Source organism: Campylobacter concisus (genome assembly GCF_003048775.2).
Lineage (GTDB): Bacteria > Campylobacterota > Campylobacteria > Campylobacterales > Campylobacteraceae > Campylobacter_A > Campylobacter_A concisus_I.
In genome coordinates, this window is sequence record NZ_CP049272.1 from 1,129,205 (window position 1) to 1,148,467 (window position 19,263).

Consider the following 19,263-nt stretch of genomic DNA (forward strand, 5'->3'; position numbering starts at 1 on the left):
ACAATCAAGACTTAAAAAAATATTTTCTTAAGACTAAATTTATATTTATTTATTAGTCAAAATAAATTTGATAAACCGGCTATTTAAATATTATTTTTTATTGTATAATCCACCGCAGTTCTAAGTTTTAGAAAAACTGTTGCAAATTTACAACTAATCAATAGCTTTTACAAATGTTAATAACAATCAAATTTTGGAGGTTTTTATGAAAAAATCACTTATGTTGGCTGCTTCTATGCTGCTTTTATCTTTAAATTACGCTTCTGGTGCGGATGAAAAAACGCAAGTTAGCTTTAGTGGCTCATCTACTCTAGCTCCGGTCATCGCTAAAATTTCAACTGACTTTATCGAAAAGTACGAGACTTGGGACAAGGTTGATAGTGCTTTACCAAACAAAAATATCACCATCTTTGTCTCAGCTGGCGGCTCTGGCGCTGGCGTAAAAGCCGTGCTTGATCATGTCGCTGACTTTGGCATGCTAGCTCGCGATATAAAAGATAGCGAAAAAGCAAAGATAAAGGACATGAAAGCCTACACGCTTGGCATAGACGCACTTTGCGTGGCTGTAAACCCAGAAAATGAGGTGATAAAGCTAAAGGGCGGAAATTTAAGCAAAGACGAGATCGTCAAAATTTTCTCAGGCGAGTATAAAAAGTGGAGCGATCTTGACAAATCCCTACCAAATGACGAAATAGTCGTAGTTACAAGAGATCTTGGCGGCGGTGCTCACGAGGTATTTCAAAAAAAGATCATGAAAGATGTCAAAGTTAGTAAAAACGTCATCCAATCACCTTCCATGGGCGCGCTTGTCTCAAAGATCATCGAAAATAAAAACGCTATTGGCTATGCATCTTTTGGTATCACAAACCAAAACAAAGGCAAGCTAATACCGCTAAACGTTGACGGCGTTGAGCCAACTGTTAAAAATATAGTTGATGGCAAATACTACATCTCTCGTCCGCTCATCATCGTAAAAAGTGGCGATCTAAGCAAGAGCGAGCAAATTTTTGTTGACGTGCTAAATTCAGCTGAAGGTCAAAAGACTATCGAAAAAATGGGATTTATACCAGTAAAATAGTCTAATGACAGGGCAAATTTTTAAAGGCGCGATATATCTTTTCACACTTTTATCCGCCATGCTTTTGCTTTTACTCGTGGGATTTTTACTGATAAATTCCACGAGCTTTTTTGCAGAAGTAAGCCTTTTTGACTTCTTACTAAATGGCGACTGGGACGTTAGCACAGAGCCTTTTAGCTTTGGACTCTTTAATATCCTAGTCGCAAATTTTGCAGTTGCGTTTTTAGCTTGCATATTTTCATTTTTTATCTCGCTTGGCGTTACTATTTTTATCTGCTTTTTTGCGAGCGCCTGGCTTAGGCACGTGCTAGACTGGATGATACGGATACTAGCTGGCATACCCTCTATCATATATGGATTTTTCGCACTTTACACGGTTGTAAAAATTTTAGAGTCAGGGCTAAAAATGTCCGCTGGCGAGTCAGTCTTGGCCGCTAGCCTCATCCTTAGCGTCATGATACTGCCCTTTTTTACCTCGCATTTGCTTCAAAGTGTTGATCTGCTAAAACAAAATTTCAAAACAAACTCAGACGCGCTTGGCGTAAGCACTGGATATTTTATAAGAAAAATCATTTTTAGAAAATCTATAAAAGCTAGCATTTCAGGCTTTATACTCGCATTTTCAAGGGCAGCTGGCGAGACAATGGCTGTGATGATGGTCATAGGCAACACCCCGCTTTTTCCGCACCTACTCTCAAAAGCTCAGACCATATCATCTCTAATAGCCCTTGAAATGGGCATGAGCGAGGCTGGTAGCTTGCACTATCACGCTCTTATTGCAAGCGGATTTGTCCTGCTTGTTTTTATATTTATGCTAAATATTTTTATATTTAAATTTGAGAAAAACAATGAATGCTTTTAAAGATTTTATAGTCAAATTTTACGCTTATCTTTGCGTATTTATAGTGGTTGCGGTGATATTTTGGATATTTTATTTCATCTTTGCAAATGGCATCTCTCAGATAAATTTAGACTTTCTAACCAAAAACCCGCAAGGTTTAAATTTAGGTGAGAGTGGCGGCATAAGAGACGCTATCATAGGCTCATTTTTGCTGATGCTACTATCTATGATATTTTCTGCACTTCTTGGCGTTAGCTGCGCCATTTATAGGCAAATTTACTGCACCTCTGGCACGATCAAGCTTGGACTTAAATTTATCATCCAAACGATGGCTTCTATTCCTTCTATCTTGCTTGGGATGTTTGTTTATGGGCTTTTTATAGTTAGCCTTGATATCCCAAAGAGCCTGCTAACAGCTAGCATTACGCTTGCTTTGATGGTCTTTCCATTTGTGGAAGTTAGCACAGAAAAGGTGATCTCGCAGATAGATGAAAAGATGTTAAGAGATAGCTTTGCACTTGGCGTTGATAAAAATTTCATGGCTAGAAAGCTAGTTTTGCCAACTATTAGAAAAAATATCATATCTATTTTAATACTCGCTGGCAGCTACGCCATAGGGGCAACTGCGCCACTACTTTTAACAGGGGTCGTCTTCATGGCAAAGGCCGAAGGCCTGCTCTCGCCAGTCATGGCGCTACCTTTTCACCTGCACATGCTCTTAAGTCAGTCAGTCGCAACGCAAAATGCCTACGCCACGGCGCTTGTGCTCATTTTTATACTTATCATTTTGCATCTGCTTTCAGCCGTAGTTTTATTTGATATAGGAGAGAAAATTGCCAGATATTTTAAACATAAAAGAGCTTAGTATCTTTTACCAAGATAATGAAATTTTAAAAGATCTAAATTTAAATGTCGCCCAAAACGAGATCATCTGTCTAATGGGAAGCTCAGGATGCGGTAAATCGACATTTCTTTCGGTACTAAATGGCTTTTTGGAGCAAAAGGGCGGCAGATATAGCGGAGAGATCCTATTTAAAGGCGAAAATATCAAAAATAAGGGCAAAATTTGGCTCAGACGAAAGCTAGCCATACTCTTTCAAGACGCCACGCTCTTTCCTTTTAACGTTGAGAGAAATTTGACCTATGCGATGGAATTTTATGAAGGCAGCATAAAAGATAAGCAAAAAAGAGTAGAAGAGCTCTTAAAAAGCGTAAATTTACTGGGCGAAATAAACGACCTAGATATGCCAGCTAGCAAGCTCTCTGGCGGTCAAAAGCAAAGACTTTGCATCGCAAGGATGCTAACTACAAAACCTGAAGTGCTCATGCTTGATGAGCCTTGCTCGTCGCTTGATATGAAAAATGTCTTGATTATAGAGGAGCTTTTAAAAAGCTTGTCGCAAAGATACACCATCATCATCACCACGCACAACGAAGAGCAGGCAAAAAGGCTTGGCGGCAGGATAATTCGCATCGTAGATAAGAAATTTACATTTTAAAAGAGCTAGAATTTCTAGCTCTAAATTTAGTCTATAAACCTCTTTGTGATATTTGCGTAGGCATCGATCCTGCGGTCTCTTAAAAATGGCCAAATTCTGCGCACTTCTTCACTTCTTTTCATATCTATCTCAACGATCTTGCATAGCTCATCTGTGCTGTTTGCGCGGAAAAGCTGCTCGCCTTGTGGCCCAAAAACAAAACTATTTCCCCAAAATTTTATCCCATCCATGACGCCGCTATCATCTTTTTCAAAGCCCACACGATTTACTGCGACCACTGGCAGGCCATTTGCCACGCTGTGGCCTCTTTGCACTGCCACCCACGCTTCAAGCTGTCTTGACTTTTCATCATCACTATCGCCCTCAAACCAGCCAATAGCCGTTGGGTAGATGAGAATTTTCGCCCCTTTTAGCGCCATTAGCCTTGCTGCCTCTGGATACCACTGATCCCAACACACCAAAACTCCAAGCTTGCCAATACTGGTTTCAATAGGCTCAAAGCCGATATCACCAGGCGTGAAGTAAAATTTCTCGTAAAATCCAGGGTCATCAGGGATGTGCATTTTTCGGTATTTGCCAGCCACGCTGCCGTCGCGCTCGAAGACAAAAGCGGTGTTGTGATAAAGTCCGTCAGCCCTCTTTTCAAAAAGAGAAGTAACTAAAACCATGCCATTTTCTTTTGCCACCCTGCCCCAAAAAGCGACGTCTTCTTGCCAATCATTTGCGTGATCAAAGAAATTTGTATCCTCGCTTTGGCAAAAGTACTGCGTCTGGTGCAGCTCTTGGCAGACGACTAGATCGGCACCGCCCTTTTTTGCCTCGGCGATTAGCTCAAGCGTCTTTGCGATAGTCGCCTCTTTTGTGCCTTTAAATTCTTGTTGAAGTAGTGCTACTTTCATCTCATTTCCCTTCTTTGTCGTTGTACGGGTCTAAATGCGTGGTTATCTGCCACGAATAATCCCTAAATTTCTCTCTTATCTCGGCTTCAAGCGAGTCGGCCACCTCGTGCGCGTCGTAAAGCGAAATATCTTTGTCAAAAACTAAATGCAGCGTTAAAAATATGGCATTTGCGCTCTGCCTTGTGTTTAGATAGTGAAAATCAGAAATTCTTTCTTTTGCCTTTATCATTTTGATGATCCCCTCTGTGACTTCAGGGCTTGCTGCATGATCCAACAAGATACCAAAGGCGTCTTTACCTAAATTTATAGCACTTTGAGCGATGTAGCCGCTTATCACGATACCAAAGATCGCATCTATCATCACAAATCCGCTAAATTTAATGATAAGCAGCGAGATGATGACTGCAAGGTTGCTAAAAAGGTCGATCTTATAGTGCAGAGCGTCTGCTTTTATGATAAGGTTTCCGCTTTTTTTAGAAATTTGGTTTAAAAATAGCACCAAACATAGCGTCACCATGACCGAAAATACCATCACGCCAAGGCTTAAGCCAAGGTCTATCTCTAAATTTGGCTCGCTAAATTTCTTAACGCTCTCATAAAATATATATCCAGCAGCCAGCACGATGATGACGCACTCAAATAGCGCTGCCAACGCCTCTAGCTTTGTGTAGCCAAAGTTAAATCTCTCATCAGCTTGCTTTCTTGACTTTCTAAGCGCAAATAAATTTAAAAGCGAAACGATAAAATCAAGCATCGAATCAATCGCCGAGCCAAGCACAGCAACTGAGCCACTAAAAAGTCCAGCTGTAAATTTCACAAGTGCGAGTAAAAAAGCGCAAGCTCCGGCTGCAATAACTGCCTTATTTTCGCCTTGCGTGCACTCCTGCTTATTTATGCGGTTAAACTCATAATCAAACGGACTTGACAAGACTAAGACCTTTTATATCTATTTTGGCTTGAGCAGTGAAGCGAGCCATTTTGACGCACAAAAACTAGCGAATTTACACCGATGACCTTCCTATCTGGAAGCGCACGAGCTAGTAAATTTAGTACCTTTTCATCGTTTTCGTCATTATATGTTGGCACGATCAAGGCACCATTTATAAAGATGAAATTTGCATAGGTGCAGCCAAGCCTTTTGCCATCATAAAATTTAGGCTTAGGAAGTGGCAGAGCAAGTAGCTTAAAGCCAGTTTTTTTAAGCTCATCTTCCATCATTTTAAGCTCATCAAAGTGCTCATCACTCTTGTCATCGCAAGCTGCGTAAGCTATCGTATCAGGCGTGATAAAGCGCGCTAAAGTGTCGATGTGGCTATCTGTGTCATCGCCTCTTATAAAGCCATTTTCAAGCCAGATGATACGCTTTAAGCCAAATAAATTTTTTAGTTTTTCTTCGATCTGCTCTTTGCTAAGCGCTTTGTTTCTATTTTCATTTAGCAGGCATTTTGAGGTGGTTAAAAGCACGCCATCTCCGTTAAACTCGATGCTTCCGCCCTCTAGTATCATATCAACTGGCTCAAGCTTAGTTTTATAAATTTTAGCCAGCTCCAAATTTATCGCATCATCTTTTGAACTCTTAAATTTACCGCCCCAAGCGTTAAATTTAAAGTCATAGCTCTTAACGCCGTCCTTGGTGCAAACGTCGATCATGCCGTAGTCTCTGATCCAAGTATCATTAGTCTCAAGCTTAACAAACTCTACATTTTTAAATTTTTTAAATCTATCAAAATTTGCCTCATCAGGGCAGATGAGCACCACCTTTTCATAGGGCGTAACAGCAGCCACAAGCTCCTCATAGCCCGCCAAAATCTCCTCTAAATAAGGCTCCCAGTCGCTCTTACTATGTGGCAGCGATAAAAACAAAAGCTCCTGCTCTTCCCACTCTGCATACGCTCTCACGCTCTCTCCTTGTAAATTTTATAAATTCCATATATCGTAATGATTATCCAAAAGACCTCTATCAAAAATGAACCGAGGTTAAAGTGCACAAAAAGCGAGATTATAAGTAGCACAGCACCTGCTAAATTTATTATCTGGTAGGCTAGATCGCGGCTATTTAGGCGGCCGATCTGAAGTAAAAAATAGCCCATTACGATACAAATCATCCCTAAAAAGCCGATGATCTGAAAAAGGTCGATCAAATTTTATCCTTTTTGCAAGCTTAAATTTAATGCAAGATCATATCTAATTAGTTTTAAATTTATGATTATAAGATAAAATAACTCCATTTTTCAGATTGGATTAAAGTTTTATGGATTTTGAGTTTATTGAGAAATTTTATCCGCTTTATATTAAGGCTGGAGTGCTTACCTGTGAGATCGCCTTTTTAGGGATCGTTTTTTCTATTTTGATCGGTATTTTTTGTATGGCTGTGAAATTTTACAAGCTAAAATTTCTATCAAAAGTGATTGACTGCTACGTCGAACTCTCAAGAAATACGCCACTTCTTATACAGCTTTTCTTTTTATATTATGGCTTGCCAAAGCTTGGAGTGTCGATGAGCGGCTTTGCCTGTGCGGTCGCGGGACTTAGCTTTCTTGGAGGCAGCTATATGAGTGAGAGCTTTAGACTTGGCTTTGAGGCGGTTAGAAAGTCGCAGATAGAAGCGGGACTTAGCATCGCACTTAGCAAAAACCAGCTCTTAAGATATGTTATCTTGCCTCAAGCATTTAGCGTAGCAGTGCCAAGCATTAGTGCAAATATTATCTTTTTACTAAAAGAAACAAGCATCGTTAGCATCGTGGCACTCGCCGATCTAGTTTACGTCGCAAAGGATCTCATTGGGCTTTATTACAAGACAGATGAAGCGCTTTTTATGCTGGTTATTAGCTATCTCATCATCATCTTGCCAGTCTCGCTGGTGCTTAGCTACATCGAAAAAAGGGTGAGAAATGCAAGGAGTTAGTATTTTATTTGACACGCAAAATTTACTAAGACTCTTTGACGGTCTAGTCATTAGCACAGAAATTTCATTTATCTCTATCTTTATCTCTATAATCGGTGGCTTAGTGTTTGGCGTGCTTATGAGCATGAAAAACAAATTTATCTATTTTATTTTAAAAATTTGCCTAGAAATCGTTCGCATAATGCCTCAGATCGTTTGGCTATTTTTATTTTATTTTGGTGTCAGTAAGGCGTTTGATATTCACATTTCAGCATTTACAGCCTCACTCATCGTCTTTAGCTTGTGGGGAATTTTTGAAATGATGGACATCGTGCGTGGTGCAATAACATCAATACCAAAACATCAATTTGAATCAGCCGCATCGCTTGGACTTAGTAAATTTCAAATTTACTCTCACGTCATTATCCCACTTGCCACAAGAAGGCTAGTGCCTGGAGCTGTAAATTTACTAAGCCGTATGATAAAAACAACCTCTATCGTCGTACTAATCGGCGTTGTAGAGGTGGTCAAAGTCGGTCAGCAGATCATCGAGCGAAATGTATTTACAAATCCTATGGCACCATTTTGGATATACACGCTCATATTCTTTTTATATTTTGCGATCTGCTATCCAGTCTCAAAACTATCAAAAAAACTAGAAGAAAAATGGAGTTAAAATGAGCGAAAACATATTAGAACTTAAAAAAATAAATAAATTTTATGGAGAGCTTCACGCCTTAAAAGATATAAATTTAGAGGTAAAAAGCGGTGAAGTGGTCGTGCTTCTTGGACCATCGGGCTGTGGCAAAAGCACAACTCTTAGATGTATAAACGGCCTTGAGAGTATCGCAAGTGGCGAGATAATAATTGATGGTGAAGTGATTGATGCTAAATTTAATGATTGGCAAAGGATCCGCCAAAAGGTCGGCATGGTCTTTCAAAGCTACGAGCTTTTTGATCACATGAATGTTATAGATAACGTCCTTCTTGGACCTTTAAAGGTGCAAAAAAGAGATAGAGCCGAGGCTGAAAAAACCGCTGATATGTGGTTGAGCAAGGTTGGACTGCTTGATAAGAAATTTGCCTATCCAAAGGAGCTAAGTGGCGGCCAAAAGCAGCGTATAGCTATAGTAAGAAGCCTTTGTTTAAACCCTGAAATTATGCTATTTGACGAGGTTACGGCTGCGCTTGATCCAGAGATCGTTAGAGAAGTGCTTGACGTGATACTAAATTTAGCCAAAGATGGAATGACGATGCTAATAGTTACCCATGAAATGAGCTTTGCGAGGTCGGTTGCAAACAAGATCGTATTTATGGACGCTGGGGCGATCGTGGAGATCAGCGAACCAGAGGAATTTTTTACCAACCCAAAGAGCGATCGCGCGAAGAAATTTCTAAATTTATTCTCGTTTTAGAAAAAATAAGAGATAATTTGCCGTTTTTTCAAAATGCGTTTAGAGCGAAATTTTAACGCTCTTATTTATTTAACTTTTTTACAAGGAGAAAGAGTGAGAAAATTTAAATTTTTCTTATTAGCATTAATCGCTACCGTCTTTCTAACGGGTTGTGGTAATGACAAAGGTGCCGACACGGCAAAAGCTGCTTCAAACGAAGCTGATGCGATCGCAAAGATCAAAGAGCGCGGATATGTAAGAATTGGCGTTTTTAGCGACAAACCACCATTTGGCTATGTCGATAAAGACGGCAAAAACCAAGGCTATGATATTTACTTTGCAAAACGTATCGCAAAAGACCTACTAGGCGATGAGAGTAAGGTAAAATTTGAGCTAGTTGAGGCTGCTGGTAGAGTTGAAGTTTTAGTAGCTGATAAAGTAGATATCACGCTTGCAAATTTTACAAAAACACCTGAGCGCGCACAAGTTGTTGATTTTGCGCTTCCATACATGAAGGTTTCACTTGGTATCGTAAGCCCTGAAGGTGCGGTGATAAAGAGCATCGATGAGCTAAAAGACAAAACCCTAATCGTAAATAAGGGCACAACCGCAGACGCGTTTTTTACAAAAAATTATCCAGACATTAAGCTTGCAAAATACGACCAAAATACTGAAACATTCGCAGCTTTGGTTGATAAAAGAGGTGCTGCACTAGCGCATGATAACGCCCTACTTTTTGCCTGGGCGAAAGAGACTCCAGGTTTTGTTGTAGGCGTTGAAGCACTTGGTGATGTGGATGTTATAGCACCAGCTGTTAAAAAAGGCAACAAAGTTTTACTTGACTGGCTAAATAATGAGATCATTGAGTTAGGCAAAGAAAATTTCTTCCACAAAGACTATGATGCTACACTAAAACCGATCTACGGCGACAGTGTAAATCCAGAATCACTTGTCGTTGAAGGTGGCAAACTCTAAAAATTTAATGGCGTAAATTTTTACGCCATCTCTCTATCTTTTAAATTTAACGAATACACTTGTGAAGTTTTTTACCGGTAGGTTACACTGCATAAATTCCACAAAGGGCGGATATCTTACATGTCTGAGCAGTAAGCTAGTAGGCGAGCTCCTTGCAATAATGAGCTATTTTTAAAAAAGAATGCCGACATTAGATATAGGCTACTTGTGGATTTAAATTACATTATCCGCATGAAGGTTCAAAAAAGCTAAGATGCATGTTTTTGATAAATTTAAATTACAGATAGTATGTATGCAGAGAAAAATCCGCGAAAGCTAGGCAAGAAAGATAGATCTTAGTTTTTGAATGTCTAAATAAAATTTTAAAAGGCATTTTGGAGTAAATTTAGCCCAAAATGCCTTTGCAAGCTACATTAAGCTCTTTAGTAGATTTGTTACTTTTTGCTCGATCTCTTCTAAAAATTCCTTGCTCTTTGCCTCAAATCTAGTAACAATAACTGGCGTTGTATTTGACGCGCGTACCAGCGCCCAGCCATTTTCAAACTGAATCCTTATACCATCAATATCAATGATATTTTTTATCTTTGGCAGGTCGCAACTCTCATTTTTCACACAATCTTTTAGCTTGGCAACTATCTTAAATTTAGCCTCATCAGTCGTCTTTACCTTGATCTCATCGGTGCTAAAGACAAGTGGCATCTTATCAAGCTCGCCATCAAGGTCAAAGCCCTTGTGAACTAGCTCAAGCACCCTCATCATCGCATAAAGCGCATCGTCAAAGCCAAAATAGCGCTCTTTAAAAAAGATATGACCACTCACTTCAGCCGCAAGATCTACGTTTAGCTCTTTCATCATCTTTTTTATATTGCTGTGCCCAGTTTTCCCCATAAAAACTTCGCCGATCTTTGCGATCTCATCATACATATTTTGCGAGCATTTAACCTCACCAAGCACCTTTGGATGTTTCATATTTAGAGCATAAAGATATGCTAGTTCATCGCCTTTTATATCTCTTTTTGGCGTTATCACGGCGATCCTGTCGCCATCTCCGTCAAAGCCAAATCCAAGGTCAAATTCTTTCTTTTCGATAAGAGAAAATAGCTCTTTTAAATTCTCTTTTTCACTTGGATCTGGGTGGTGATTTGGGAAATTTCCGTCTGGATCTTCATATAAAATTTTTGCATTTAGTCCAAGAGCCTTGACGATGGGCACCAAGCTCACGCCAACAGCACCATTTGCGCAGTCGATGACAAAGGGCTTTTTGAAATTTTTAAGCTCACTAAATTCTTTTACAAAAAACTCAACATATTTTTCTAAGATATTAAATTTCTCACAGCTATCATCGTCTGCGATCTCTAAATTTGAGGCGATTATCTCGTTCACCTTATCTTTTAAAATTTGCAGATCTTTGCCAAAAAAGCTATCTTTTTTGATAGTGATCTTAAAGCCGTTGTACTCTTTTGGGTTGTGAGAGCCCGTGATCATGATATTTGCGTCGAAATAATCAGCATAAACGCTAAAGTAGCCAATAGGAGTTGGAAGTAAGCCGATGTTGTAAATTTTAAAGCCACCAGCCTTGTTTAGACCACTTAGTAGATACCTAAAAAGCGTGCTGGCACTAAGTCTTGCATCAAAGCCAACACTTAAAGTTTTTACGCCAAATTCGTTAAATTTCTTACCCAAAGCATAGCCGATGGCCTTGACGCTATCTTCTGTCAAGTCTTTCTCAAAAATACCGCGGATGTCGTATTCTCTAAAAATTTCATCATATTTCATTGTAAATTCTCCCTAAAAGAAAGCAAAATGATACAAGAATAAATTTAAAAAGGAGTAAATAATTTTATAAATTTAGTGAGGCTAAAGTTTAAATATAAATTCGAGCTAGAAGGCTCTAGCTCGAAAAGGGCTACTACATCATGCCGCCCATACCACCCATTCCGCCCATGTCAGGCATTGCAGGCATTGCTTTTTCTTCTTTTATCTCGCTGATAGTTGCCTCAGTTGTTAGTAGCAAGCTAGCCACGCTAACAGCGTTTTGAAGCGCAACTCTCTCAACTTTAACTGGGTCGATGATGCCAGCTTCAAACATATTTACATATTCGCCAGTTGCAGCGTTAAAGCCAAAATTTGCATCTTTGCTTGTCTCAACTGCGTTTGCGACAACGCCTGCGTCAAAGCCAGCGTTCTCAGCGATTTGGCGAAGTGGAGCACGAAGCGCTCTTCTAACGATCTCAGCACCGATTGCCTCGTCACCTTGTAAATTTAGATTTACACTCTTTGAAGCAAGGATAAGAGCTGAACCGCCACCTACTACGATACCCTCTTCAACAGCTGCACGAGTAGCGCTTAGAGCGTCATCTACACGGTCTTTTTTCTCTTTCATCTCAGTTTCAGTCGCAGCACCTACTTTGATAACTGCCACGCCGCCACTTAGTTTTGCAAGGCGCTCTTGTAGTTTTTCTTTGTCATAGTCGCTTGTTGTTTCTGCGATTTGTGCTTTGATCTGAGTTATTCTAGCGTCGATAGCTGACTTCTCGCCTGCGCCATTTACGATAGTTGTGTTGTCTTTGTCGATAACTACGCTTGAAGCTTGCCCAAGGTCGTTTATAGTGGCGCTTTCTAGTGTTCTGCCTAGCTCTTCGCTGATAACTTCGCCACCTGTTAAAATAGCGATATCTTCAAGCATTGCTTTTCTTCTGTCGCCAAAGCCAGGAGCTTTAACAGCTGAGATGTTTAGCACGCCACGAAGTTTATTAACAACAAGTGTTGCAAGGGCCTCACCCTCGATATCTTCAGCGATGATTAGAAGTGGTTTGCCACTCTTTTGTACTTGCTCAAGCACAGGGAGTAGATCTTTTAAATTTGTGATCTTCTTGTCAAATAGCAATATAAATGGATTGCTTAGCTCAACTTGCATCTTTTCAGGGTTTGTGATGAAGTATGGGCTTAGATATCCGCGGTCAAACTGCATACCCTCAACAACGCTTAGCTCGTCTTGGATAGACTTTGCCTCTTCTACTGTTATTACGCCATCTTTGCCGACTTTCTCCATCGCATCTGCGATAAGCTTGCCGATGCTTTCGTCTGAGTTAGCAGAGATGGTAGCGATCTGAGCGATCTCTTTTGAGCCTGATACTTTTTTAGAGATATTTTTTAGTGCGTCTATAAGAGCTGCCACTTCTTTATCCATGCCGCGTTTTACTTCGATAGGATTTGCGCCTGCAGTTACGTTTCTAAGGCCCTCTTTAAATATCGCGTGAGCTAGCACAGTCGCTGTTGTCGTGCCGTCACCTGCTTGGTCATTTGTCTTGCTTGCCACTTCTCTAACTAGGCTTGCACCCATGTTTTCGATAGTATCTTTTAGCTCAACTTCTTTAGCCACGCTAACGCCGTCTTTTGTGATGTTTGGCGCGCCAAAGCTCTTTTGGATAAGGACATTTCTGCCTCTTGGTCCCATTGTCACTTTTACAGCGTCATTTAGTTTTTTTACGCCCTCGTATAAGCGGTTTCTTGCATCATCAGAGTAAAAAATTTCTTTTGCCATTGTTTTTCCTTTCGGTTTTAATTTATTTTAAAAAATCAGCCTTATTTATCATTGACAAAGGCATATTAATATCAAAAATTTTGCCGCGAATATTTGAATAGCCGTTTTTAGCTAGTCTTTCACTGTGCATTTTTAGATATTTTTCCGCATTATCCTTATTGTCAAAAAGATAAATTCCGCCGGCTTCTTTTGTTTGTTTGTTCTCAGTCCAAATTTTCCATATCATACCGGGTTCCTGGTTAATGCTTTTAGCCAAATCCTCAAAAGCTTTTGACATCTCGTCTCCAAAAAGACCTTCTTGCGGAAAATCAACATACATAATTGCAGCCATCTGCAGCCTTATTTTAAAACGCCTAAAACATCGTCGATGTTTAAAACAAGATATGTTTTATCATCTAAATTTATCTCAGTGCCACCGTATTTTGCAAATACAACTTTATCGCCAACCTTTACACCCTCTACCTCAGCACCAACTGCTTTTATTTCTCCGCTTAAAGGTTTTTCTTTTGCGTTATCAGGTATAATAATGCCCGAAGCTGTGGTTTTTGTCTCCTCTACGCGTTCGACTAGAACACGCTTGCCTAATGGTTGAAAGTTCATTGTTCATCCTTTTGGTTTAATTGTTTTTTAGCACTCTTTATTTTTGAGTGATGAGATCCTAGCACTTTTTTCTAAAAAAGTCAATAATTTATAGTTAAATTTTATTAAAACTTTAGTCACTTACACTAAAGTTTTATGATATGTAAAACTAATATAAAGGAAATTTATGAAAAAAATAGCCTATTTAGTAGCAGCTTTGGCGCTGATAATCCTTTGCATTTTTGGCTTTATCTTTAGCTCTTTTGGCAATAAATTTATAGCCAGCAAGATAGAAAAAGAAGCACTTGCTCGCGGTATCGATGTGAAATTTAAAGATTTTAGCTTAGGATTTAGCACGCTAAATTTAGAAGCGACCGTGATGAATGCCATAAATTTAAGGGCAAGTGGCGAGCTTTCACTGCTTGCTCAAAGCATGAACTTAAACATAGATATAGACGCCGACAAGTCGAAGGCTAGCAAGCTTGGATTAAAAAAAGATGTCGCACTTAAAGCAAACATAGCTGGTAAATTTAGCGACTTCAAGCTAACAGCAACTGGCACGGCGATTGGCTCAAACATAAATTTAAACGCAAATTTAAAAGACTACCTGCCAAAAGCTCTAAATCTTGATGCTAAAAATATCGAACTCTCTGAGATATCAGCTCTTGCTAAAAAGCCAAATTTAGCTAGCGGTAAGCTTGATCTAACGAGCAGTATGCAAGGGGTTGATGAGAAAAATGAGCCGATCATTAACGCTCAAATTTTAGCAAGCGGTGCAACGATAAACAAAGAAATTCTTAAAAACGAATTTGGGCTAAATTTAGCAAAAGATATAAGTTTTAAAGGCGGCGTAAATGCTAAATTTGCAAATGAAAAAGTGAGCGCAAAAACCCTTATCATCGCACCTGAAGCTACTTTAAAAGCAAATGAGACGATCTATGATCTAACTAGTAAAAATTTAAAGAGCGACTTTTTGCTAAACGTGGCTGATCTTGCCCTTCTTGGCAAGCTTTTGGGGCAACAACTAAGTGGCTCTGTGGACGCAAACGGCGAAATTACAATGCAAGAAAATGCCCTTCAAAACCTAAAAGCTGAGATAAACGGCCTTGGCGGCAAGATAAATGCAAATTTTGATAGCAAAAACTTAGCCCTAAATGCAACTAGCATCAAGCTAAAAGAGCTTCTAGCGCTTGCCTTGCAGCCTAGCTACGCAGACGGGCAGATAAATTTAAACGCAAATTTTAGCGGCTTTGACGAGCTAAAAAAGCTTGCTGGCGAGGCTAAATTTGAGATAAAAAACGGTCTTATAGATAATGGTCTTGTAAAGCTTAAAAACGCAGCTAAATTTGAGCTAAAAGGCGGCGCCACCGCAAAAGGTGAGCTTGTAAATTTTGACGCAAACGTGCTTAGCGACCTTGGCGAGCTAAAGGATATAAAGGGCGTTTTTGACCTAAAAAATAACCAAATTTTTAGCAAATTTGCCCTGCTCATTAGCGACCCTGAGAAATTTAAAGCGGTTAGCGGCTTTGAGGTTGGCTCAAAGATGGTGCTTGCAGGCGATGTGAAGGTCAAAGAGAGCAAGATAGATGAGCTAAATTTAGGCGGCGATGCCTTTGCTGGCAAGCTAAACGCTACTATAAAAAATGAAAATTTTGATCTTAGCCTAAAAGAGGCGCAGTTAGGAGAGATCTTGGCACTTAGTGGCAACGACAGGCTGGCAAACGCTAAGACAAACGTCCAAGCAAAGGGGCAAAATATCTTTAGTAAAACCCCAAGCGTCGCCGCAACGATCGCTTTAAATGATGGTAAATTTAACGCCGCAGCACTTAGCAAAATGCTTGATAAAAAATTCCCTGAAAATGAGAAATTTAGCTCAAATTTGAGCCTAGACTACAAAGGCGACATGGCAAAATTTAGTGGCGACTTTCTTAGCTCGCTAGCTGATATAAAGGGCATAGACGGCAGCTTTGACGCGGGCAAAAGCACGCTAAACTTAAAGCTTCAAGCGATAGTTTCAGAGCTAAATAAGCTTGCATTTTTAGCTGGCCGCGAGCTTCACGGAAAATTTGCAGCCCTCATAAAGGCAAATGGCAAAGTGGACGACCTTGTAGTAAAAGCCACTTCAGATGATCTATTTAAGGGCAAACTAGAGGCAAACTACAAAGGTGGCGCGCTTGATGCGGTGCTAAAAAATTTTGAAGTCAAAGGGCTAACGCAGACTTTGGGGCTAGATCATCTATATGACGGCAACGGCGATGCTAAATTTGACTACGAGACAAAGCAAAAGCTCGGCAAATTTGACATCTTGCTAAAAGAGGGTCACCTAGCCAGCACAAACCTCACAAACAATATAAAAACTTTCACCGGCAAGGACATCACAAAAGAGATTTACAAAGACGGCAAAATTTACGGCGATATAAAGGGCGATAATGTCGTTTTCAACGTAAATTTAAGCTCACCAAAAAGCGACATAAAGGTTGCAGGCGGCACTTATAATACCGCCACAAAAATGCTTAACGCGCCGCTTGTTTGCAGGCTTGAAAAGACCGATCTAAATGTTAAAATTTCAGGCACGACAGACAAGCTAAAATACGACGTCAGATCGCAATATCTTGAGAATAAGGTCAAAAAAGAGATAGGTAGATTTTTAGATAAAAAGCTTGGCAAAGACGATGAAGGCACAAGCGGCGAAAAGCAAAATTTAAAGGGGCTTTTAAGGGGGCTATTTTAGGTAAAAAGACGGAAAATTTAAAGTATCTAATGGGGCTTGGGCACTTTTGTAGCGACATAAACCAAAGTGCCCTTGGTGCGATGCTACCCTTTTTTATCGCGAGCTACCGCTACGACTATGCCACGGCTGCCTCGCTCGTGACCGCCACAAATTTAGCAAGTTCGCTCATCCAACCACTTATCGGCCGCCTAAGCGACAAAAAAGAGCTGCCATACATCATCCCGCTTGGGCTGCTGCTTGCGGGCGGTGGCATGAGCCTAACTGGCTTTGTCACAAACTACTACCTCATCTTGGTTTGCGTGATGATAAGCGGTATCGGCGCCGCACTCTTTCATCCAAGTGCCGCAAGGATCGTAAACTACGCCTCAAACGCCAAAAATAGAGCCAAAAGCATAAGTATATTTTCATTTGGTGGAAACGTGGGCTTTGCGGTTGGACCCATTTTAGTCGCCGTTTTTGTGGGAAATTTTGGCCTAAAAGGGACGTTAATTTTCATAATCCCTCAAATTTTTCTGACACTTTTATACCTTAAAAAGGGTAAATTTATAAAAGCGCTAGAAGGCAATCATAAAAAGCAAATTTCACAAAAAACAAGCGCTCTAAAAGACGATCTGGGCGCATTTTTGAGGCTTTGTCTGTGTATATTTTCACGCTCTATCGTCGCATTTGGCTTTTCGGCATTTTTTAGCATCTACCTCATCAAAATTTTTGGTCTTAGCAAAGAGGCTGCAAATGTAAATTTAAGTATGTTTTTTGCTGCAGGCGCGATCTCTACGCTATTTGGCGCAGCGCTAGCAGATAGATACGGCCTAGTTAGGCTCATCAAAATAAGCCTAAGCATCGCCGCGCCGCTAGTCGTGCTAATGCTCTTTATCGACAGCTACGCGCTATTTCTCGCGGCCTCCATGTGCGTGAGTGGCTACATCAGCCTATCTTTTACCCCCTCAACCCCTTTGCACAGCTTTATTTGCCAAATCAGATCAGTTTATAGGCTTAGTCAAGCATAACGCTTAGCCTTAGTATCACGATCGGCGGCATATTCGCAACGGTCATTGGCAAGATCGCTGACATCTTTAGCCTAACGCACCCATTTTACTTTATCGCCGCAGTTTCGCTTATATGCGCAGCTTCTAGCTACTTTTTAAAGCCGGTTACGAGATAAATACAAAATTAAAATAAATTAACCTGATTTAAAATATTTGAATATTTTTAAACTAATTACAATAAAATAACTGATTTAATTTAAGGAGTAAATTTGGAACCATTTCAACAAGAAAAAAAATATATGCTAAAAAGCGCCAGAGAGTTGGGGCTTATATCTTGTATCGTGGTGATATTTAAGTATCTAGTTTTCGTTTCAGGACTTTACAAAACCCTTAATCGTGATTTCAGTCTTATCCTCAAAGCATGCTGCGACTCTATCAGTTGGCTACTTTTATTTTTTGCCATTTCATTGATATGTTCTGTTTATAATTCCTCAAAACTAAGAACATATTTTAAAATTTTTACTATTTTCATTTTGATACATGTGATTTTAACTCTTTTGACTTTTAAAATTGTTATGTATCTAGGAGAAAGAAATTTTAACAATGATGATTTTATCTTTACGATATTGAATTATTTTTATAGCGACGAAGAGATCATGTATAATCATGACCTATTTAAACAGCTATTTATTTATCGTAGCTATTTATTGAGAGTATTATTCGTAACAGCATCACTATTTTTATTTATATCTATCGCAAAATTAATAAAAACAACAAAAGAAAAAATGTTTTGGACTTATGCATTATTTGGCGCATCTCATATAGCAAGCTACTTTATTAAAATTGATCACAAAATTTATGATTATATTGACATTGGAGCTTTCTTTCTTGCTTTAATCGCATGGTGGCGACTAAAGACACAAGTAAGTAGTGACGAAATCCAAGCAACTAGCGAAGGTGGGATTTTAAATGTGGCTACTATCAAATCTTCAAGCCAATTAGCCGCGACAGCTTGTTTATTTGGCCTTGTTGCAACTTTTTTTTACTATATATTTTTTGAATATTTGTCAGCACATCAAGAAAGAATGTCGCTTCGACCAATAATATTTATAAAGCCTCTTGTTTATGCGGTAGTATTAGTGGCTATTTACTCTGCCGTTAAGCAGATAGCACATACGTTAAATGAGATAAGACTACATACAAATTTCTTATTTTTCTCTATCCTTTTTGTGATATTTACAATAGCAAAAGCAACAACTGACTACATGTATATATATGCTTACGATTATACTTTTTTTAATATCTTTGGTACGCACAATGCCTCAATTAAATCTTTAGTTTCTAGTGCCAATACAATCTTATACATTGGAGTATTTGCTCATTTGTTAGCTACAGTATTTTTATTTTTATTTACAACAAGATTAGCAAGTGCAACTAAAAGTAGGCTATTTTGGATAAATTTTATATTATTTGCGATAAGTTCGGTCATACTTTTAGCACTACTATTTCCAGGTAGACCAGACTTTATAGGCCTTTTAACCAAAAACATAGATCTTTTTAATATGGCAGAGTTTTTCTTTTTATTAATTGCTTGGTATAGCGTGAAAAAAGATACAAGAGAATAGGATAGATCGTAAAACGGCATTTGGCGATAAATTTATAATTTAAACAGCTAAAGACAAGATGATTTTTGTCTTTAGCTTCGCCATGAGGAGACAAGGTGAAATTTCGCGATACGAATGGGCTCAAAAGCGGTAGTATTTTGCGATAGATTTAAATGTTGCGCAGTTAAAATTTGCATAGATTAGACACATAAAAATTTAAATTTTGACTACTGAATCATCAAGACAAAA

19 protein-coding genes are annotated in these 19,263 nt (G+C 39.3%); 11 read left to right on the top strand and 8 right to left on the bottom strand.

What is annotated here, in order from left to right:
• Positions 1-205: 205 nt before the first annotated feature.
• The 4 genes from CVT17_RS05660 to CVT17_RS05675 are packed head-to-tail and all read left to right on the top strand — an operon-like array spanning position 206 to position 3,418.
• Positions 206-1,078 carry a phosphate ABC transporter substrate-binding protein gene (locus CVT17_RS05660; RefSeq protein WP_107859003.1) on the top strand — a complete coding sequence of 291 codons (873 nt, stop codon included), beginning with the start codon at positions 206-208 and terminating at the stop codon, positions 1,076-1,078.
• Positions 1,079-1,082: 4 nt separating this feature from the next.
• On the top strand, positions 1,083-1,940 hold the full coding sequence (pstC, locus tag CVT17_RS05665) for a phosphate ABC transporter permease subunit PstC (protein WP_107859002.1): 858 nt from the start codon (positions 1,083-1,085) through the stop codon (positions 1,938-1,940).
• Positions 1,927-2,784: a PstA family ABC transporter permease gene (locus CVT17_RS05670; protein ID WP_107859001.1), complete on the top strand. Its 858-nt coding sequence runs from the start codon at positions 1,927-1,929 to the stop codon at positions 2,782-2,784. Before pstC ends, CVT17_RS05670 begins: the two co-directional genes overlap by 14 nt.
• Positions 2,753-3,418: a phosphate ABC transporter ATP-binding protein gene (locus CVT17_RS05675; RefSeq protein ID WP_107770236.1), complete on the top strand. Its 666-nt coding sequence runs from the start codon at positions 2,753-2,755 to the stop codon at positions 3,416-3,418. Before CVT17_RS05670 ends, CVT17_RS05675 begins: the two co-directional genes overlap by 32 nt.
• Before the next feature lie 26 nt (positions 3,419-3,444).
• Here CVT17_RS05675 and CVT17_RS05680 read toward each other — a convergent pair whose 3' ends face one another.
• Genes CVT17_RS05680 through CVT17_RS05695 form a run of 4 tightly spaced genes read right to left on the bottom strand, consistent with a single transcriptional unit; the run spans position 3,445 to position 6,458 of the window.
• Positions 3,445-4,317, bottom strand: coding sequence for a carbon-nitrogen hydrolase (locus CVT17_RS05680; RefSeq protein ID WP_107770235.1), 873 nt, complete (start codon positions 4,315-4,317; stop codon positions 3,445-3,447).
• Position 4,318: 1 nt separating this feature from the next.
• Positions 4,319-5,245, bottom strand: a complete 927-nt coding sequence (locus CVT17_RS05685) for a cation diffusion facilitator family transporter (RefSeq protein WP_107770234.1) — start codon at positions 5,243-5,245, stop codon at positions 4,319-4,321.
• Positions 5,246-5,247: 2 nt separating this feature from the next.
• Positions 5,248-6,216 (bottom strand): agmatine deiminase family protein, encoded by a 969-nt coding sequence (locus CVT17_RS05690; protein WP_107770233.1) that lies wholly within the window; start codon positions 6,214-6,216, stop codon positions 5,248-5,250.
• Positions 6,213-6,458, bottom strand: coding sequence for a CBU_0592 family membrane protein (locus tag CVT17_RS05695; protein ID WP_021089339.1), 246 nt, complete (start codon positions 6,456-6,458; stop codon positions 6,213-6,215). Before CVT17_RS05695 ends, CVT17_RS05690 begins: the two co-directional genes overlap by 4 nt.
• A 110-nt stretch (positions 6,459-6,568) precedes the next feature.
• Here CVT17_RS05695 and CVT17_RS05700 point away from each other — a divergent pair, with 110 nt between their 5' ends.
• The 4 genes from CVT17_RS05700 (at position 6,569) to CVT17_RS05715 (ending at position 9,570) form a co-directional block, all read left to right on the top strand.
• Entirely contained in the window at positions 6,569-7,222 is a 654-nt protein-coding gene (locus tag CVT17_RS05700; protein WP_107770232.1) for an amino acid ABC transporter permease, read from the top strand.
• Positions 7,209-7,877: an amino acid ABC transporter permease gene (locus CVT17_RS05705; RefSeq protein WP_107770231.1), complete on the top strand. Its 669-nt coding sequence runs from the start codon at positions 7,209-7,211 to the stop codon at positions 7,875-7,877. Before CVT17_RS05700 ends, CVT17_RS05705 begins: the two co-directional genes overlap by 14 nt.
• Position 7,878: 1 nt before the next feature.
• Entirely contained in the window at positions 7,879-8,616 is a 738-nt protein-coding gene (locus CVT17_RS05710; RefSeq protein WP_107770230.1) for an amino acid ABC transporter ATP-binding protein, read from the top strand.
• 93 nt (positions 8,617-8,709) lie between these two features.
• Entirely contained in the window at positions 8,710-9,570 is an 861-nt protein-coding gene (locus CVT17_RS05715) for a cysteine ABC transporter substrate-binding protein (RefSeq protein WP_021091264.1), read from the top strand.
• A 408-nt stretch (positions 9,571-9,978) separates the two neighbouring features.
• Here the strand turns inward: CVT17_RS05715 and CVT17_RS05720 are convergent, their stop codons facing one another.
• The 4 genes from CVT17_RS05720 to groES form a co-directional block, all read right to left on the bottom strand.
• Positions 9,979-11,346 carry a phosphomannomutase/phosphoglucomutase gene (locus CVT17_RS05720; RefSeq protein ID WP_107770229.1) on the bottom strand — a complete coding sequence of 456 codons (1,368 nt, stop codon included), beginning with the start codon at positions 11,344-11,346 and terminating at the stop codon, positions 9,979-9,981.
• Positions 11,347-11,479: 133 nt separating this feature from the next.
• Positions 11,480-13,114, bottom strand: a complete 1,635-nt coding sequence (groL, locus tag CVT17_RS05725) for a chaperonin GroEL (protein WP_002940160.1) — start codon at positions 13,112-13,114, stop codon at positions 11,480-11,482.
• 22 nt (positions 13,115-13,136) lie between these two features.
• Positions 13,137-13,445: a monooxygenase gene (locus CVT17_RS05730; RefSeq protein WP_107775559.1), complete on the bottom strand. Its 309-nt coding sequence runs from the start codon at positions 13,443-13,445 to the stop codon at positions 13,137-13,139.
• A gap of 8 nt (positions 13,446-13,453) precedes the next feature.
• On the bottom strand, positions 13,454-13,714 hold the full coding sequence (gene groES / locus CVT17_RS05735; protein WP_107770227.1) for a co-chaperone GroES: 261 nt from the start codon (positions 13,712-13,714) through the stop codon (positions 13,454-13,456).
• Positions 13,715-13,880: 166 nt separating this feature from the next.
• Here groES and CVT17_RS05740 point away from each other — a divergent pair, with 166 nt between their 5' ends.
• The 3 genes from CVT17_RS05740 to CVT17_RS05750 all read left to right on the top strand — a co-directional run bounded on the left by CVT17_RS05740 (position 13,881) and on the right by CVT17_RS05750 (position 19,035).
• Positions 13,881-16,424 (top strand): tryptophanyl-tRNA synthetase, encoded by a 2,544-nt coding sequence (locus tag CVT17_RS05740; RefSeq protein WP_107859000.1) that lies wholly within the window; start codon positions 13,881-13,883, stop codon positions 16,422-16,424.
• 29 nt (positions 16,425-16,453) lie between these two features.
• On the top strand, positions 16,454-17,431 hold the full coding sequence (locus CVT17_RS05745; protein ID WP_196373558.1) for an MFS transporter: 978 nt from the start codon (positions 16,454-16,456) through the stop codon (positions 17,429-17,431).
• Positions 17,432-17,679: 248 nt separating this feature from the next.
• Positions 17,680-19,035 (top strand): hypothetical protein, encoded by a 1,356-nt coding sequence (locus CVT17_RS05750; protein WP_107858999.1) that lies wholly within the window; start codon positions 17,680-17,682, stop codon positions 19,033-19,035.
• Positions 19,036-19,263: the final 228 nt, after the last annotated feature.

Coding starts and splice junctions, on each gene's coding strand:
- CVT17_RS05670 (WP_107859001.1), top strand. CDS start 1,927: ATGAATGCTTTTAAAGATTTTATAGTCAAATTTTACGCTTATCTTTGC.
- CVT17_RS05705 (WP_107770231.1), top strand. CDS start 7,209: ATGCAAGGAGTTAGTATTTTATTTGACACGCAAAATTTACTAAGACTC.
- CVT17_RS05740 (WP_107859000.1), top strand. CDS start 13,881: ATGAAAAAAATAGCCTATTTAGTAGCAGCTTTGGCGCTGATAATCCTT.
- CVT17_RS05720 (WP_107770229.1), bottom strand. CDS start 11,346: ATGAAATATGATGAAATTTTTAGAGAATACGACATCCGCGGTATTTTT.
- CVT17_RS05745 (WP_196373558.1), top strand. CDS start 16,454: ATGGGGCTTGGGCACTTTTGTAGCGACATAAACCAAAGTGCCCTTGGT.
- CVT17_RS05680 (WP_107770235.1), bottom strand. CDS start 4,317: ATGAAAGTAGCACTACTTCAACAAGAATTTAAAGGCACAAAAGAGGCG.
- CVT17_RS05710 (WP_107770230.1), top strand. CDS start 7,879: ATGAGCGAAAACATATTAGAACTTAAAAAAATAAATAAATTTTATGGA.
- CVT17_RS05700 (WP_107770232.1), top strand. CDS start 6,569: ATGGATTTTGAGTTTATTGAGAAATTTTATCCGCTTTATATTAAGGCT.
- CVT17_RS05660 (WP_107859003.1), top strand. CDS start 206: ATGAAAAAATCACTTATGTTGGCTGCTTCTATGCTGCTTTTATCTTTA.
- groES (WP_107770227.1), bottom strand. CDS start 13,714: ATGAACTTTCAACCATTAGGCAAGCGTGTTCTAGTCGAACGCGTAGAG.
- pstC (WP_107859002.1), top strand. CDS start 1,083: ATGACAGGGCAAATTTTTAAAGGCGCGATATATCTTTTCACACTTTTA.
- groL (WP_002940160.1), bottom strand. CDS start 13,114: ATGGCAAAAGAAATTTTTTACTCTGATGATGCAAGAAACCGCTTATAC.
- CVT17_RS05730 (WP_107775559.1), bottom strand. CDS start 13,445: ATGGCTGCAATTATGTATGTTGATTTTCCGCAAGAAGGTCTTTTTGGA.